Genomic DNA, 14,471 nt, shown 5'->3' with positions numbered 1-14,471 from the left:
TGCACCACGATCGGAGCCCGGGGTTTGCGCTAGGTCATGCGCCGGTAAGCTGGCGCGCGCCGAGTTCCTTGCGTTCGCGCCAGGCCGCACCCAGCTTGATCATCGGATGTTCGATCAGATGGTAGCCAAGGTAAGGCAAGACCACCATCATGGCCCAGAACAGACTCCACTGCAGCACCGGATGCCATCCGGCCAGCGTATCGAAACACAGGGCCAGCATCGGATAATGGAACAGGTAGATGCCATAGCTGTACTTGGCGATGGTTTTGCTGACGCCATTCAGGACAGGCGTGCCCAGCTGGCGCACCCAGGGGATCGTAAGCCCCAGCGCCAGACAGACGGCCCAACGCGAATAGTAATGCGTGCGCGTCTCGGCAAACAGGAAATAGGCCAGGCTGGCAAGGCCCAAGGCCAGCGGCCAGAGCCAGGCCGGCAGCCGCTCCCGGTCCCCCAGGCGCCACGCGATCACCCCACCCAGGAAGCAAGGCACGTAGGACAACACATTAAAGCGCGGCGATACGATGGGCGGCAGCAGCCCAATCGGCAACGAAACCAGCCAGAATGCCAACAGCCATTTGATCGGCCTGTTGCGGAAGAAGACGAACAGGAAAGGCAGCATGAAATACATCTGGACTTCCAGCGGCAGCGACCACAGCGGGTCGCTCATCAGCCGCGTGTACGTCAGGTTCTGCACCAGCGCCAGGTTGGTGAACAATTCGTAATACGTCCAGTGCTGGTCCATCAGGAAATAGACGCCGAGCACCAGGGTCATCGACAAGGGATAAATACGGCAGATGCGCTGGATATAGAAGCGCTTGAACAAGGCCGTGCCGCTTGCATCCTGGCGCTCCAGCGACTGCATCAGCACCAGGCTGGTATGCACGAAGAAAATCATCACGCCCAGCTGCCCCATCGCGTACGAAGCTGGCGTAGCCTGGCCGTATGCGGTGCGGAAGACATGCGAGAACAGCACGAACAGCACGGCGACCGCACGCAGCAGGTCAAGGTTCGGTTTGTTCATCATGTCGCTGCACCCCGATGGTCGAGTTCGTATTCTTGCATGAAATTCACACGCTGGGCCATCTTAAGGGAAGCGCAGGCGCCAAGGCCGGGCCCGGCGCAAGGGATTGACTTCCACTACCAGGGCGCAGCGGGTCCAGCCGGCCGCGGCAAAGGCGCGCAAGGATGGGTGGTTGTTATGCCACACCCGCGCAAACAGGCAGTCAAAACCTTGCGCCGCCATATCGGCGCCCGAGGCGGCGATCAATGCCGGCGCCACCTTGCGCCCGCGCATGGCGGGCGCGGTAATGATCTGTACCAGCTTGGCCTGCTTGTCCTGCAAGGGCCAGAAGCCGCGCGGAAGGTAGCGCTCACCATACCAGTAGAAGCACAGGCCGACGATCTGGCCGCCATCGCGGCAGGCGTAGGCACGTGCGCCCTCGCCTGCGTAAAAGGCTTGTTCGCGCATGACCGGATCGGGCGACGCCTCGATTTCGGCACGCTGCACCGGGCCGATCACAAAACCCGCTGCCTGCGGCGGCATCGGCGCCGGCCCTGCGCTGGCACGACGTTGCAGCACGCGGTAGATGGAATAATCACCCAGCACCGCCCGGGCCAGTTGCTTGAGCAGCGCTTTCATACGGCCACAACCCGGCCAAAACGCAGCATGCGCTTCAAGCGCGCCTTCAGCCCGAAGCGCTCAACCATGCGGCCCAGCCACCCCGACAGCAGGTTCATCGCGAAATGCGCGCGCAGCAGCAGGCTGTTGGCCAGGCTGCGGCGCACCAGGAAGATATTCGCGCACAAGCGCTGCTCAGTCGCAAACAGGCGCTTGTGCTCGGTTTCGCCCTCGGTGAAGTCGAAGTAGCGGAACTTGCCTTCGTTAAACAAATCTTCCAGCGCCAGCCATTGCAGCACGGTGCCGACGGACATCTTCATGTACTCGGGGTCGTAACCCTGGTAGGAGTAGCTCAGCACACCATCGCTGGCCGGGCAGAACAAGTAGGACACGGCACGTTCTCCATCGAACAGCAGGTAGGCGCGCGCCTGGTCATCGGCAGCCCAGGCGCGCGCCTGCTGGCGGAACGATTCGCTGGCCGGCAGGCCGGCATCGAGCAGGCGATCCTGGTAGGTACGGCGCGACAGCGGCAAGGCCAGTTGCAGGAAAGCGTCGATTTCTTCCGGCGTTCGGTAGCTCTTCCAGCGCAGTTCACCGCCCGTCTGTTCGGCGAACTTGCGCACCTTGCGCACAATGGTGGCGCGGGTCTTGGAGGAGAACTTGGCCTGATAGGCTGCAAAGCCCATCCCAAGGTCGATGAAGCAATGGCGGTAATGCTGCGGCACGTAGCACAGGTAGTCGCCGGCCTTGCGGAACGGCGGCGCCTGCTCGTCAAGCGGAACGCCGCGTTCAACGAAGCCCTGGCTACCGGGCAGCAACTCCTGCACGGGGGCGTGCAGCGATTGCGATTGCCGCAGCGGGGCGCCCAGCTTTTCCGGACGCACCTGCAGCGGAAGCGCATAGCTGGCCAGGGTCAGGTCGCTGAGCTGGAACCTGAACGGGACCTGGCGCAATTCCCAGCGGCTCATCCATACCTCCGGCGGTAAGCCTGTTCCACCATGCGCATGCCAGTGCGGTGAAATGGGGAAGTCAGCGGGCCATGCTGGATGCCTGTCACGGCTTGCTGGCGGCCGGCAAAGCCGGCGGTGCGGAAACTGTCACTGTGCTGCTCCAGGAATTGGCAGAGGCGGCGGAAGCGCTGCACCACCACGGGGTCGCTGCGGGTCTTGGCTGTATTCAGCAGTTCGAAGCCGTGCGAAAGAAGGACAAACGCTTGCCGGCCCTGCTCCAGCGCTTGCCACAGCAAGCCTTCCAGCTCCGCCGACGAGCAGGAGGTCAGTTGCGCATGGCGCAAGCCGCGGCCATCACGGTACACCGTCATCGGATATTCCGTTACGCCGTCGCAGCTGGCCGGATCGGTCATCAGGGTGCCAGGCATGACGCCGCTGTCCGGCCCCATCAAAGTGGCGTTGTAGCTGCTGTCAAACGGCAGGCCATTGGCCGCCAGCGCATGCAGGCTGTCGCGGTTGAAGCCGAAGCTGCCGGCGCGGAAGGCATTCACGTTCGTCGCCCCGGCCTGCTCCAGCATGGCCTTGCCCTTGCGGATCAGGATGGTCTGTTCGTCGAGGGAGAAGTAGCGCAGGTGCTGGCGTTTGCCGGCCACCGATGGCAGCAGCGGCTCACGCGCCTCGTCCACCCATTCGGTATGCAGGTGCAACTGCACTTCGTGGCCGGCCGCCTCGATCATGCCGGCGATTTCCGCCAGCGGCTGGAGGCCGAAGCGGGCGGCGAACAGCGGTTCGACAAAGAACACGCCCTTCAGGCCATGGTCGGACAGCACTTTAAGCTGGTAAGGCAAGCCGTAGTCACCGCCTGCCGTGGGGCCATGGATGTAGCGACGGAAGGCGTCCGGAAAGCGGGCATCGATGTCTTGCCAGCCATCGCACCAGATCTCCACATCGACAGTAATCAATACATCCAGCATGCGCGCGCCAGCTTCTGGTTAACAAAATTTACACAATATTAACAATTGACCAAGGGCGGCGCAACCCAGGCATGTAACGAACCTCAATTTCTTGCATTGGAGGCGCCTTCGGCAGGACGCGGGGACACAGTGCCATCCATCTGCTACTACCGCACTTGGTTTTGTGACCGTTCATCAGTTGGCCGTAGCCGCAATGAGTTCAAGATCCGGTCCCACAGCTTGAGCATTTGCTTGTCCGTCATGCTGATCGGCCCCGGTTTAAAGCCACTATCGAAATTGCCCGACTGGAGGTCAAAGCGGATTTGCGGATGCAATGCGTCGCGAGACAAGCCTGGGGTCTCCCACGTAAAGAGATGGGCCTTTTGACCTTGCTCGTTCGGGGCTTTCATTAACCATTCCTGGCCGTGAATTCCACCGACAACGCGGTCACCGTCCCTGATGTTGCGCATTCCGCCCAGGCTTGCCCCGAGAATGCCAAGGGCACTGAATATACCTGGCTTACGCGACAACAGCGATTCAGGCGGCTCTCCCGCGATGAGATTGGTCGCAACGTCGACTACGATGTCTGGATGCTTTTTCAGGCGAAAGCGAATCATCAGGCTCTCGTTGTCGCTCTGTCCTGCATCGGCGAATATTGCGTGCTTAATGCAAAAGCCCTGAATTACCGGGGGACTGGCTTCTCTCGTTTGAAGCATGGAGATCGTCACACCCATTCGCGACACTGCCGACTCAACCTTGTCGTTTCTGGCACGTTTATGGATCAAGTATCGTATTCCCTGAAGCCACCTGTAACCTGAAATCTCGACGACGGAACTGCGATTCTCATTACCCCAATAGGCAAAAATTCGAGTGTCTTCGCCAGGCATTTCTTTCTGCAAAAGAAGTGACGTGCCTGATTTGTGCTTCTTATTCGTTAGCCCGGCTTCCAAGCTTTCCACCTCTTCCTGGAAAGCGCCGCGCTCCATCGGTTGTGCCTCAACACTCGCGAAGGCATAATCATAGCTTCCTCCGACGTATTCAGCATCCGCGGGCAGATCGATCAGGAAACGGCCAATGCAGTGCGTGACCGTACTTTCAAAGCTGGACTCGTTCGTCGTTTTGTCGCCTGCGCACGTGTTGCCGGCACCGAGCATTGCTGCACAAAGCGCTAATGCTTGCGACATATGAGTACTGCAGTATTTTTTCATTCTCCAGATTTCGGTTGAATGACCGCGCCAAGGCGCCTCACTTCGTACTGAAAGTTGACAGCGTGGATTGCAAAGCGGCGCCGCAGCTTGTCTTGTGGCCATCATAAGCAACAGGAACTCCGTCAATGACGTGTTCGGAACTGCCTTCAATGATGACGCAGACGCTATGCCCCGGCAAAGGACATATGCATTGGTCGCCAACGCGGGCGACTGGAATGCCATCGACCGTAAACCATGTCGCACTTACGCTGACGACTCTTCCACCATGCGAGGTGGGATCATTAAGGCGGATGACGTTAGGCATCGTCGGCATCGCCTGATGGTCGAATGGAATCGTCGCCTGCGGTGTGCGGGGGTGCATTGGTTATAGCCGGTCCGTCATATCGGACCAAGCGCCATATGGTGCTGGCGCTATGCTGATCACTGCTGCCTCTCAAACGCTCAACAAACGACAGATCACGCTTGATAATGGCAGGTGGCATGGCGTCGCCAGCCTGGAACAGTCGCGTGCTGCCGTACATATCGTTGTCGGGGCATTGCCAGAAGCCAGTCTGAGGACAGATTGCTCCAGTACGTATAAGCTCTCCCAAGGGGAGCGGGTCACCATCATTAGATTGCTGTGACGTCTTTTTCTCAGTCGAATCTTTACTATCTCCTGTCGGCCTTAGTCGCAGCGAGTTCAGGATCTTGTCCCAAAGCTGCAGCATCTGGTGATCGGTCATGCTGATCGGCGTCGGGTCAAGGCCACCATCGGAATTCCCCGACTGGAGGTCAATGCGAATTTGTGGATGAAGTTCATCGGCATGTAATCCAGGTGCCTCCCAGGTAAACAAGTGCGCTTGACGACCATGGTCATTAGGAGCTTTCATCAACCATTCCTGGCCGGGGTGGTCGCCAATCGTACGATCCCCTTCTTTGATATTGCGAATCCCCCCGAGGGTCGCCCCGAGAATTCCTAACGCGCTCAGCACGCCGGGTTTTCGCGACAACAAAGATTCAGGTGGGTCGCCGGCGTTAAGGTTGGTCGCCACGTCAACTACGATGTCAGGGTGTTTTTTGAGGCGGAATCGAATGTTGAGGCTTTCATTGCCGCTCTCACCTCCATCAGCGAAGATTGCGTGCTCAACGCAAAAGCCCGGTGCCGCAGGAGGATTATCCCCCCTCACCTGAAGTTTAGAGATTGTAGTTTCCATTCGCGCCACGGCCATCTCCATTCTGTCGGGATCTGCACCTTTGTGGAGCAAATACCTCTGCCCGTTTAGCCAGCGATAACCCGAAATATCAACGGCAACGTGCTGGTTCTTGCTGTCCCAGTAACCCAGCACACGAGAACTATCAGTTGGTGCTGTGCTCTTTAAAAGAAGAGATGACCCGGACTTATGCTTGGTATCTTTCAAACGCTTTTCGACGGAATCTACTTCTTGCTGGAACTTGTCGAGTCCCATTGGCTGTCGCTCGAGGGTCGAGAAGGCAAAATCATAGCTTCCACCGACATACTCGGCTTCTGCAGGAAGATCGATAAGAAATCGGCCGACACAGTGCGTCGTCCAATTTCCTTTTTCAGTTGTGTCCATCTTTTGATCCTTGAGAACTCGTGTTGTTGTGGCGCCTGCTGCAACTGCCATGAGTAACGACAATGCTGTTGCAGCGACACCCTTTCGCAACAATTGTACGGGTCTATACATCATCTACCCCTCTTTCAAAACGCCAGAACTTAGCGTCAACTTTACAATCGAATATAGCGTCAAACCGGCTGTAAAATCATTGCTATAGCTGCCTTGGTGGTCATAACTAAAGTGACCTTTGAGTTTGCCTTCGTGGCGAAAAATCTGTTTCACAAAAGGTTTAGGCGCCTGTCCTGAAAGCTCAGGTACGGTACCATCGCCGGGCAAATCTCTGCCGGCGATTTCCAGCTCGCAGACTTGCTCTCCGAACTTTACCTTCACTGCCCCGTTCAAATCATCGTCCACGAGAACACCTTGCACAAAATTCGGAACTGCTGTGTTGGCAGACCAGCGTACTTCGCCCCATGCGGATTGCGCGGAATCCGCTGCATAGTATGCATGGCAATTACCGTGGTATTGGCCCTTAACTTCACTATGGAACTCCTGTGCAGCAAAAAGAGCTTTCGAGTAGTTTGTGAAGTCAATATCAATTGAGTCCGCGTCCTTCGTTCGCGAGGTGCTTTGATTATCCTTTGAGCTTCGTTTCTCTTTTTCCGGATTTATTAGTTCGCTTTTAACCAAACGCCACCAGTCCGCCTTATTCAAATAGACGGTATCGTATGGGTCTCCCTCACCAAGAAATGAAGTAATTTCATCGCCACCGGTCTTGCTCTTGCCGTAATGCGCACGTAACCAATGTTGTACGCCGCCGGGCAACTTGGCCTGGTACTCGGCTGTCGGGAGTAGTTCCATTGGACCAGGCGCTTGTGTCAAAACTGCCGTCGCTTCTGCCGCGTTACGTCCCAGCAGGACTTGTTCAACCCCTTCAAATCCGGCACGCATGCGCTTATAGGTGGCCGGTGCTCCGATGGCAGGCATGACACCATGGAGCACGCCAAGTACCTTGTCGCTCTTTCCCTGCAATTGTGTACACGCGCGTGCCACCAGTCCGCCCATCGAGTGAGTAACCAGGATGACTTTTTCGCAGTCCTTGTTCAGGGTGTTCTTGTAGAAATCAGTGATGGCATCGATCTTTTCCACCAAGCGCTGAACCGAAACATTGTTCGACTGCAGCCAGTTATAGCCAACGGCGTGCACTGGATACGCAGCATTGGCAAATCGCTTCAGGTCGTCGGGCGTGATTTCTTCGAATGGCTTTTCAGCGCCAAACTGATGAAGCTTTTGCTGGTCCAGCACCAACTGCACCCAGGCGTCGTCGGGCGTGCCGTCTGTCTTCAAGGTGTCATGCAAGCGCTCCTGCAAGGTATTCAGGATACGACCATAGCTATCGCGATGGAGTTCTCCCCAGCCATATAGCCGGGCCAATTCTTCAGGATCAAGGTCGGGCGCACCTTTCAATTGTTTCTCAACCTTACGCGTCAAGCTGACGGCGCCTTCGCCGTCGACCTCGACACGATCTGGGTGCAGCACTTTTTTCCTCGCCGCGGCATCCTTGCCCAAATACTGAATCACCTGGATCAAGCCGGCCAACTTGCCGTTGGGCGGTCGCCAGGCATAGCCTTTGCCATTTTTGACACGCAGGTTCGTTCCCATAATCCCGGGGATGAAGATAATCGGGATAATCTGCTTTGGGTACAGTTTGACCAGTGCGCGCACGGGAAAACCTTCCGGCGACAGCACGGATTTAGCGCGCACAACCGGGCCGTCGTATTGCCCAGCGACTTCACGGGTTGGTGTGTTGTCCGTCATTCTGGATCTTCTCTTCAGGCGTCGTCGCGGATCTCAATGTCGGCGATGAGCATCTCTTGCTCTTTACTGAGCTCGGTCTCGCCTTTGGCATTGGTTTTTCCGCTGATGACGTTGCCGTTGTTCAGCTTGATGATGTAAGACGCGTCTTTCACTGGCGCGTTGCTGCCGATGTAGCGCACAATGAATTTCTCGTCCGACTGGACTTTGCTCTTGGGCAGGTCCGGCGCCTGCAGGCTGGCATCGCCGGCACCGCTATGGGCGAAGGTCGCCGACTTGACCGTATAGGCGCCACTAAGCTGTTGGGTGATCGCGCCGCTGCCGTAATTCGTCTGCGCGCCCTGGCTCACAATACGCACTTTGGGCGCCTGGATGACTATTTCATCCGCGGCGGATAAGACGATGCGCTTTGCCGAGGTGAATTCGATGTCGTCCTGGTGCGTCTGCATGTCGATCTTGCCTTCCGCGGCAATGATTTTCATGCCCAGCTTGTGCGCGAACAGGCTTATGCTTTGCGCAGCCCGCATCAACAAGCCGCGCCCCGCCGACACCTGCGTATTGCCGACGCTGACCACGTCGACATGGGTCTGCGCGCCAATGGCGATATTGTCCGAGCTTCCAAGAATGACGCCAGCCGGGGCATTCACGGCGACGATTGCTTGCCCGCCAGCCGGGTTGCCCTTGCCGCCATCGGTATTGCTGCCTTTTTCCCATTGCTTCAGGTGGCCGATCAACTGCGACAGGGGTTTGCCGTCGCCATCTTCCGCATGATGCGTTCCGGCCAGTTCGGCCAGTTGCTGCTGGATGCTTTGCAGGGCGTCTGCCAGGCCGGTGAGGCCATCACGCTCCAACTGGCGGCCAGCCGCACGCAGTTGCGCATCGGCGCTGATGTACACGCCCTGCGCGCCCTTGATTGCCACGGCATGGTCGCTGCGCAGCTCTGCACCTTCGCCGCGCGGGCTACCTTTGCCGTCAAAACGTGGAGCGGTCAGGTAGCCAAGGTTCAGCTCACTGTGCCCATGTTCGCTGGACAGTTGGGCGCTGATCTCGCCGGGTGTGTCGTCGACACGCAATTGGTTGTAACGCTCGCCCTGGACTTCCTTGCTTTTGATGCCTGAGAGGTAGCGGTTGCCTGGCAATCCGCCGGCGTGACTGAAGGTTGGCGGTGGCGTTGTGCCGCCATGCACGCGGCCAGTGATCATCGGCTTGTCCGGGTCTCCACCTAAGAAGGTGACGATACACTCGTCCCCCGCACGCGGCAGCGAGATCGCGCCCCATTGGCGGCTGGCCCAGGTGCCGGCAATACGTACCCAGGCCGAATCACGATCACTGCCGGAGGCGCCCGCGCCGTTGGGGTGGTCTTCTGGCCGGCAAGCGGGGAAGCGGATCTTTACCCGCCCCATTTCATCGCAATGAACTTCTTCGCCGGGCGGGCCAACCACGATGACGCTTTGCGCCTCGGTGCGCGGCAAGTCGATGCGGGGGTCGTAGGCCGGAACGATGGCAATGCCGCGCCGCACGCAACGAAAATGGTTGGTGTAGCGCACGCCGCGTTCTTCGCTGGCCTGCTCCAATGAAGCATTCGGGCCGCCACCGCGCCAGCGATTCAATGCGAACAGGCGGCGCGCCCTGTCGTTCAAGGCTTTCGGCAGGTTGTTCTCGGCTTCGACATGCAGTTCGGTGATCACGAACTCTCGTTCTTCCGGCGGATGGGCGTCGATCGCGGCATGCTCGCTCACTGCAATCCATTGGCCAATGCACAGGTCACGCACGCCGCTCTCGCCGCGGTAGCACTTCGATTCATATTCATGGCGCAGCATTCTCAGCGTACCGAGGTCGCGGTAGTCCGAACTGCTGTCGCAGGCGTGCGGCACATCGACCAAGTAGTCTTCCAGGCTTGCCGCAAGTTGGTTACCCCATTTGCCCTGGTCATTGCGGCCAGTCTCGTCGCTGGTCGACATCTGTGCATTGGCGTAATCCCAGCTCTGACGGCCGGTCTTGCCTGCCCTGAGTGTACGGACTGCGTGCCATGCGGTGATGCTGTCGCGTGTTTCCGTGCCGTCGTCGCGATGATATCGGACCGTACCGGCGGCGTTCTGCTGCAACGCCATTGCATCGTCAAACAACATCAGCGTATGCACCGGCAAGCTCTCGTCGCTACTTTCGCTTGCTTTGCCAGGACGGATGAACCATGCAATGCCGCGTCGCTTCCACATTCGGCGCAAGAACTGGGCATCCGATTCGTTGTACTGCATCGTGAATTCACGGGCGGGATAGCTGCGCAACTGTCCAAGGTCGAATTCGAAGGCGCGCGCCATCATCGGGGTGCGCTGGCACCATTCGTTCAGAATGGTTTGCGTGATGTCGATCTCGCTGGCGTTGCGGAAAACGCGGGTGTTTGTGCGCAGTTCCATGACTGCCAGGGCGTCGCGGATAACCAGCTGATAGGTGGCCAGCCCGCCACCGCTCTGTCCTTCGATGGTCTCGGCGACGATGCCGCACACGGAGCGCAGGTCTCCTGTATCGGTCACGAACTGTACTTCGGCGGGCACGGCGATGAACTGTTTGGTCGGCAGGCCGGCACTCTTCGAAACGCACAACAGCTTGTATTCAATCCCGCCACAAATCGTTTCCGTTCCACTGACGTGCTTGACCAGCAGGAGGTCGTCCTGCGCATCGGCCAGGCGCAGGCGGATCGGGCGGTTGGCGCCGGCCAGGCTTCCGAGTGGTAGCAAGCCAGCCAGCGATTCAGACAAGCCATTCATTTTCATGTTGCTTGATCCTTGCGTTTTGCCTGCGCCAGCGGACAGGCATACAAAAATAGCAACAGATTATAAATGGACTATTGTTGTGCTAATGCGCAACGTTCAATCGTGCGCAGTAACTTCTAAATGTCTAATTAAAAACGCCACTCTATATCACGCCAGAGAATACGGGACCGATACATCCACAACCCAGGTCACGCCAAAACAGTCGCGCAACATGCCGTACAGCGGCGACCATTGGCTGGGAGCCAGCGCGTGCAGGACTTCGGCACCCGCTGCCAACCCATCCCACAGGCCGCGGATTGCATCGGCATTGTCGCCTCGCAGCGAAACAAAAAAGGCTTTGTCGCCAGGGTGCCAGTCGAGGCCGGCCTGCACGTCGTATGCCATCAGGGCGATGCCGTCTTCGCCAGTGACCTGGCCCCACGCGATGTGCTCAGGGTCGGCAGCATCCTGGGCCCGGCCGGCTTGGGAATAAGTGACGAGCGTCTGCTCGCCTTTGAATACTTCGGCGTAGAACTGAAGCGCGGCGCGTGCTTTGCCCTGGAAGTTCAAGTGGATTACGGTACGGATGGACATATGTGACTCTTTCGATCGGTTTAAGGATAGTTTGCTACGGTGGTACTATATGCACCCCTCCTGCCAATTTCTGTCAGTGGCAATGTCCCGGTCCGAACGACTTTTCCTTTTATTACAAGCGTTGCGCGCAACGTCGGCGCCCATCACGGGCGAACAACTGGCACGTGAAACCGGTGTATCGGTGCGCTCGGTCTACCGAGACATCGAGACCTTGCGCGCGGGCGGCGCCGAAATTGAAGGCGAGCCGGGGTTCGGTTATACGCTGGTTGACGATGGCAGCCTGCGGCCGCGCACCTTCACCCGCATCGAAATCGAGGCCCTGACTTTGGGGCTGGCGCAAGTGCGGCAGATGGGCGACCCGACGCTTGCCGCGGCAGCTGATGCGGTGCTGAGCAAGGTAGCGGCAACCCTGCCCTCGGTAGGGCAACAGCATGTGCTGCATGCGGTATCGCGCGCGCACCGCTTCGATGACCAGGCAAAGCTGGTCGATGCGGATAACATTGACATGAATCTGATACGCCAGGCCTGCTGGCGCGAAGAAGCGCTTGCGATTGCTTATGTCGCAGGCAATGGCAACGCGAGCCGTCGCACAATCTGGCCACTGGCGATCGTCTATCTGGATCGAATGCTCGTGGTGCTTGCGCGCTGCTGCCTACGGGAGGACTTTCGTATTTTTCGCGCGGACCGGATCAAGAATGTGACCCCGGCAGGCACCAGCTTCCGCCCACGCCGCGCTGCGCTGCTACGCAGTTATCTGAGCAGGTTGGATGAGGAGTCAGTAGCTGGGCACACCTCGCCGGGTCCGCTGAACACACTGGGTGCCGAGACAACCAAGTTGAACGCGTAGCGTTGCAAAGTGGGCCTTGGCCCCCAGCGCCGGCCGATAGCCACGAAATTTATGGACCACACGAACCTGCAATCAGTGCTGAGAAACGTCGATCCGACACTTGGCTTCGCGCCGTGCAAAGCGAATTGCTCGACCCCTTGTGGATCGATATTTGTTTGCAGGACAAAACGAAATGGGATCGCGCTACAGCGCAGAACTACTATGAAATCTTCCGCAAGGGAGCCGAAGCGGGTTCTCCGTTTGCAATGTGCATATGTTCCCGCTTTAGTTTGGCAGGTCTCGGCCAATCAAGGTCGGCTGAAAAGGCGCTTGAGTGGGCAGCCATGGCGGTGGCTTGCGAAAGTGCCCTTGGACACTTTGAAATGGGGGCCTTTTACCAGCGAGGGATAGGCCTACCTGTGCACCTTGATCAAGCGCGGGCGCACTACCTGAGTTCAGCCAAACTCGGCTTTGGTTTCGCTGCAACTCAACTCGCCGTGATGTATCAAACTGGCCAGTTCGGATCAATCGACATGACAGTGCTGTTGAGTACGCAACCCTTGCTTATCAGCTTAATGATGCGATGGCTCCATTGATGATCGCGAGTTGGTTTGAACGGGGAGAGGGTGTCGCGAAAAACGAGGAGCAAGCGGCGCGCTGGTACTTGCGGGCGGCCGAAATGGGAAACTTTCTCGCAAGCCTGCGGTTGAGCGAAGCCTATTCAAATGCTGAGCTGGGCCTGCCGAAAGACGAAACGCTTGCAAAGAAATTTGAATCAGATAACGAACGACACGCGAAGAATATTATTGATTGCTTGTCTGTCCGATAGGGCAGCGCTTGGACGCATAACTTTGCCAAACGGCGAAGTTATGGTGAGGTGTACTGTCAATAGTGGACACTCTCGTCTCAAGCTGCCAGCACTTCCTTGTTGAAGTCTGCCGCAAAGCGTGCCGGCGATTTGTAGCCAAGGCGCGAATGACGCCGTTGGCGGTTGTAGAAGATCTCGATGTACTCCGTAATGGCCGCCTGCGCTTCAGACCTGCATGCAAAGCGACGATGATGAACCAGCTCATTTTTCAAGCTGCCCCAGAAGCTCTCCATCGGCGCGTTGTCGAAGCAGTTTCCCTTGCGCGACATCGAAGTCTTCATTCCGAATTGGTTCTGCAGTTTCCTGTATTTCTCGGCGCAGTATTGACTGCCGCGATCAGAATGATGGATCAATCCCGCCGCCGGTCTTTTGTTGCGCACAGCCCGCCACAAGGCTTGCGCCGTCAAGTCCTGCGTCATGCGTGGCCCCATCGCATACCCCACCAGCTCGCAGGTGAAAACGTCCTTCACGCCGGCCAGATAGAGCCAGCCTTCCTCAGTCGCGATGTAGGTGATGTCTGCCACCCAGGCTTCGTTTGGCCGCGTCGGCAGGAACGTTTGGTTCAACAAGTTCGGCGCGACCGGCATGTCATGCCCGGAATTGGTGGTGGCCTTGAACTTGCGCTTTTGTCTGCAGCGCAGACCAAGTTCTGTCCGCAACCTGGCGACGCGATCACGCCCGGCCTCAAATCCTTGCTCCTGGAGTTCAGGATGAACGCGCAGCGTGCCATAGGTTTCGCGCGATTGCTGATGCACGGCCTGAATCGCCACCTTCAGCTTGGCGTCCTCCTGAGCGCGGCGCGACGGCTTGCGCCCCTGCCATGCGTAAAAGCCGCTGCGAGAGACATTGAAGACCCTGCAAAGCAAATCCGTCGGGTATCCGTCGAGTCGCACCGACTTCATGAACGCGTACCTGGCAGCGACTCCCTTGCAAAGTACGCCGTTGCTTTTTTTAGCACTTCCTTCTCCATGCGTTCAACGGCCAATTCTTTGCGCAGCCTAGCCACTTCCGCTTCAAGCTCCGCCACGCTGCGACTACCGGGAGCAGCCCCAGTATCATTGCTTCGCTTTGCAGCGTTAACCCAAGTCCCCAGTGTTCCCTTAGGAATGTCAAGCCGCTGCGCGGCTTCCTCCAGTGTCAGTCCCTGTGCGAGGACTAGTTTGACCGCCTCTGCCCGGAACTCCGGTGTGTATGTCTTCGATTTCATAAATGCTTCTCCCGTTGCTAAGTTTAACAAACGAGAGTGTCCGAAAAAGTCAGGTTACCTCATGGTTCCCCTCACACATAACTTATTGAAATTACGGAAGAAGTGGCGCGGCTGGCGGGGATCGAA

At 57.9% G+C, this 14,471-nt stretch carries 14 protein-coding genes; 3 read left to right on the top strand and 11 right to left on the bottom strand.

Features of this window, described 5'->3' with window-relative positions; genetic code table 11:
* Positions 1 to 34: 34 nt before the first annotated feature.
* The 10 genes from ACN9MU_RS02750 to ACN9MU_RS02705 form a co-directional block, all read right to left on the bottom strand.
* Positions 35 to 1,024: an acyltransferase family protein gene (locus ACN9MU_RS02750; protein ID WP_426344115.1), complete on the bottom strand. Its 990-nt coding sequence runs from the start codon at positions 1,022 to 1,024 to the stop codon at positions 35 to 37.
* Between the two features lie 60 nt (positions 1,025 to 1,084).
* Complete coding sequence (locus ACN9MU_RS02745) at positions 1,085 to 1,639, bottom strand: GNAT family N-acetyltransferase (RefSeq protein ID WP_426344114.1); 555 nt, start codon at positions 1,637 to 1,639, stop codon at positions 1,085 to 1,087.
* Complete coding sequence (locus ACN9MU_RS02740; RefSeq protein ID WP_426344113.1) at positions 1,636 to 2,586, bottom strand: GNAT family N-acetyltransferase; 951 nt, start codon at positions 2,584 to 2,586, stop codon at positions 1,636 to 1,638. The genes ACN9MU_RS02745 and ACN9MU_RS02740 overlap by 4 nt, the downstream gene beginning before the upstream one ends.
* Entirely contained in the window at positions 2,583 to 3,542 is a 960-nt protein-coding gene (locus tag ACN9MU_RS02735; RefSeq protein WP_426344112.1) for a polysaccharide deacetylase family protein, read from the bottom strand. Before ACN9MU_RS02735 ends, ACN9MU_RS02740 begins: the two co-directional genes overlap by 4 nt.
* Before the next feature lie 146 nt (positions 3,543 to 3,688).
* On the bottom strand, positions 3,689 to 4,729 hold the full coding sequence (locus ACN9MU_RS02730; protein ID WP_426344111.1) for a T6SS immunity protein Tli4 family protein: 1,041 nt from the start codon (positions 4,727 to 4,729) through the stop codon (positions 3,689 to 3,691).
* Positions 4,730 to 4,766: 37 nt separating this feature from the next.
* Positions 4,767 to 5,033: a PAAR domain-containing protein gene (locus ACN9MU_RS02725; protein WP_426344110.1), complete on the bottom strand. Its 267-nt coding sequence runs from the start codon at positions 5,031 to 5,033 to the stop codon at positions 4,767 to 4,769.
* On the bottom strand, positions 5,026 to 6,303 hold the full coding sequence (locus ACN9MU_RS02720) for a T6SS immunity protein Tli4 family protein (RefSeq protein WP_426344109.1): 1,278 nt from the start codon (positions 6,301 to 6,303) through the stop codon (positions 5,026 to 5,028). Before ACN9MU_RS02720 ends, ACN9MU_RS02725 begins: the two co-directional genes overlap by 8 nt.
* A 114-nt stretch (positions 6,304 to 6,417) precedes the next feature.
* Positions 6,418 to 8,103: an esterase/lipase family protein gene (locus ACN9MU_RS02715; protein WP_426344108.1), complete on the bottom strand. Its 1,686-nt coding sequence runs from the start codon at positions 8,101 to 8,103 to the stop codon at positions 6,418 to 6,420.
* Between the two features lie 14 nt (positions 8,104 to 8,117).
* Positions 8,118 to 10,865, bottom strand: a complete 2,748-nt coding sequence (locus tag ACN9MU_RS02710; RefSeq protein WP_426344107.1) for a type VI secretion system Vgr family protein — start codon at positions 10,863 to 10,865, stop codon at positions 8,118 to 8,120.
* Between the two features lie 153 nt (positions 10,866 to 11,018).
* Entirely contained in the window at positions 11,019 to 11,444 is a 426-nt protein-coding gene (locus ACN9MU_RS02705; RefSeq protein ID WP_426344106.1) for a VOC family protein, read from the bottom strand.
* An 82-nt stretch (positions 11,445 to 11,526) separates the two neighbouring features.
* On the opposite strand from ACN9MU_RS02705, the gene ACN9MU_RS02700 reads away from it, so the two are divergent.
* From ACN9MU_RS02700 to ACN9MU_RS02690, 3 genes are all read left to right on the top strand, one after another.
* On the top strand, positions 11,527 to 12,291 hold the full coding sequence (locus ACN9MU_RS02700; RefSeq protein ID WP_426344105.1) for a helix-turn-helix transcriptional regulator: 765 nt from the start codon (positions 11,527 to 11,529) through the stop codon (positions 12,289 to 12,291).
* A gap of 113 nt (positions 12,292 to 12,404) precedes the next feature.
* The gene (locus tag ACN9MU_RS02695; RefSeq protein WP_426344104.1) at positions 12,405 to 12,866 is read left to right on the top strand and encodes a tetratricopeptide repeat protein; all 462 of its coding nucleotides are present in this window, start codon (positions 12,405 to 12,407) and stop codon (positions 12,864 to 12,866) included.
* Entirely contained in the window at positions 12,866 to 13,099 is a 234-nt protein-coding gene (locus tag ACN9MU_RS02690; RefSeq protein ID WP_426344103.1) for a hypothetical protein, read from the top strand. Before ACN9MU_RS02695 ends, ACN9MU_RS02690 begins: the two co-directional genes overlap by 1 nt.
* Before the next feature lie 77 nt (positions 13,100 to 13,176).
* Here ACN9MU_RS02690 and ACN9MU_RS02685 read toward each other — a convergent pair.
* Positions 13,177 to 14,345, bottom strand: a protein-coding gene (locus ACN9MU_RS02685) for an IS3 family transposase (protein WP_426317910.1) whose coding sequence is annotated in 2 segments (ribosomal slippage) — positions 13,177 to 14,078 and positions 14,078 to 14,345 — 1,170 coding nt in all. Because the reading frame shifts where the segments join, the coding sequence is not laid out codon by codon here.
* Between the last annotated feature and the right edge of the window lie 126 nt (positions 14,346 to 14,471).

Origin of the sequence: Pseudoduganella sp. R-32 (genome assembly GCF_049913245.1) — a bacterium.
In the GTDB taxonomy this organism is placed as follows: Bacteria; Pseudomonadota; Gammaproteobacteria; order Burkholderiales; family Burkholderiaceae_D; genus Rugamonas.
Note: the sequence above shows the minus strand (reverse complement) of the source record. Positions and strands in the feature narration are given on the sequence as shown.

Excerpts from the sequence above, each read along its gene's own strand:
- ACN9MU_RS02700 (WP_426344105.1), top strand. The coding sequence starts at position 11,527 with ATGTCCCGGTCCGAACGACTTTTCCTTTTATTACAAGCGTTGCGCGCA.
- ACN9MU_RS02745 (WP_426344114.1), bottom strand. The coding sequence starts at position 1,639 with ATGAAAGCGCTGCTCAAGCAACTGGCCCGGGCGGTGCTGGGTGATTAT.
- ACN9MU_RS02725 (WP_426344110.1), bottom strand. The coding sequence starts at position 5,033 with ATGCCTAACGTCATCCGCCTTAATGATCCCACCTCGCATGGTGGAAGA.
- ACN9MU_RS02690 (WP_426344103.1), top strand. The coding sequence starts at position 12,866 with ATGATCGCGAGTTGGTTTGAACGGGGAGAGGGTGTCGCGAAAAACGAG.
- ACN9MU_RS02710 (WP_426344107.1), bottom strand. The coding sequence starts at position 10,865 with ATGAATGGCTTGTCTGAATCGCTGGCTGGCTTGCTACCACTCGGAAGC.
- ACN9MU_RS02740 (WP_426344113.1), bottom strand. The coding sequence starts at position 2,586 with ATGAGCCGCTGGGAATTGCGCCAGGTCCCGTTCAGGTTCCAGCTCAGC.
- ACN9MU_RS02730 (WP_426344111.1), bottom strand. The coding sequence starts at position 4,729 with ATGAAAAAATACTGCAGTACTCATATGTCGCAAGCATTAGCGCTTTGT.
- ACN9MU_RS02750 (WP_426344115.1), bottom strand. The coding sequence starts at position 1,024 with ATGATGAACAAACCGAACCTTGACCTGCTGCGTGCGGTCGCCGTGCTG.
- ACN9MU_RS02735 (WP_426344112.1), bottom strand. The coding sequence starts at position 3,542 with ATGCTGGATGTATTGATTACTGTCGATGTGGAGATCTGGTGCGATGGC.
- ACN9MU_RS02705 (WP_426344106.1), bottom strand. The coding sequence starts at position 11,444 with ATGTCCATCCGTACCGTAATCCACTTGAACTTCCAGGGCAAAGCACGC.
- ACN9MU_RS02720 (WP_426344109.1), bottom strand. The coding sequence starts at position 6,303 with ATGGACACAACTGAAAAAGGAAATTGGACGACGCACTGTGTCGGCCGA.
- ACN9MU_RS02715 (WP_426344108.1), bottom strand. The coding sequence starts at position 8,103 with ATGACGGACAACACACCAACCCGTGAAGTCGCTGGGCAATACGACGGC.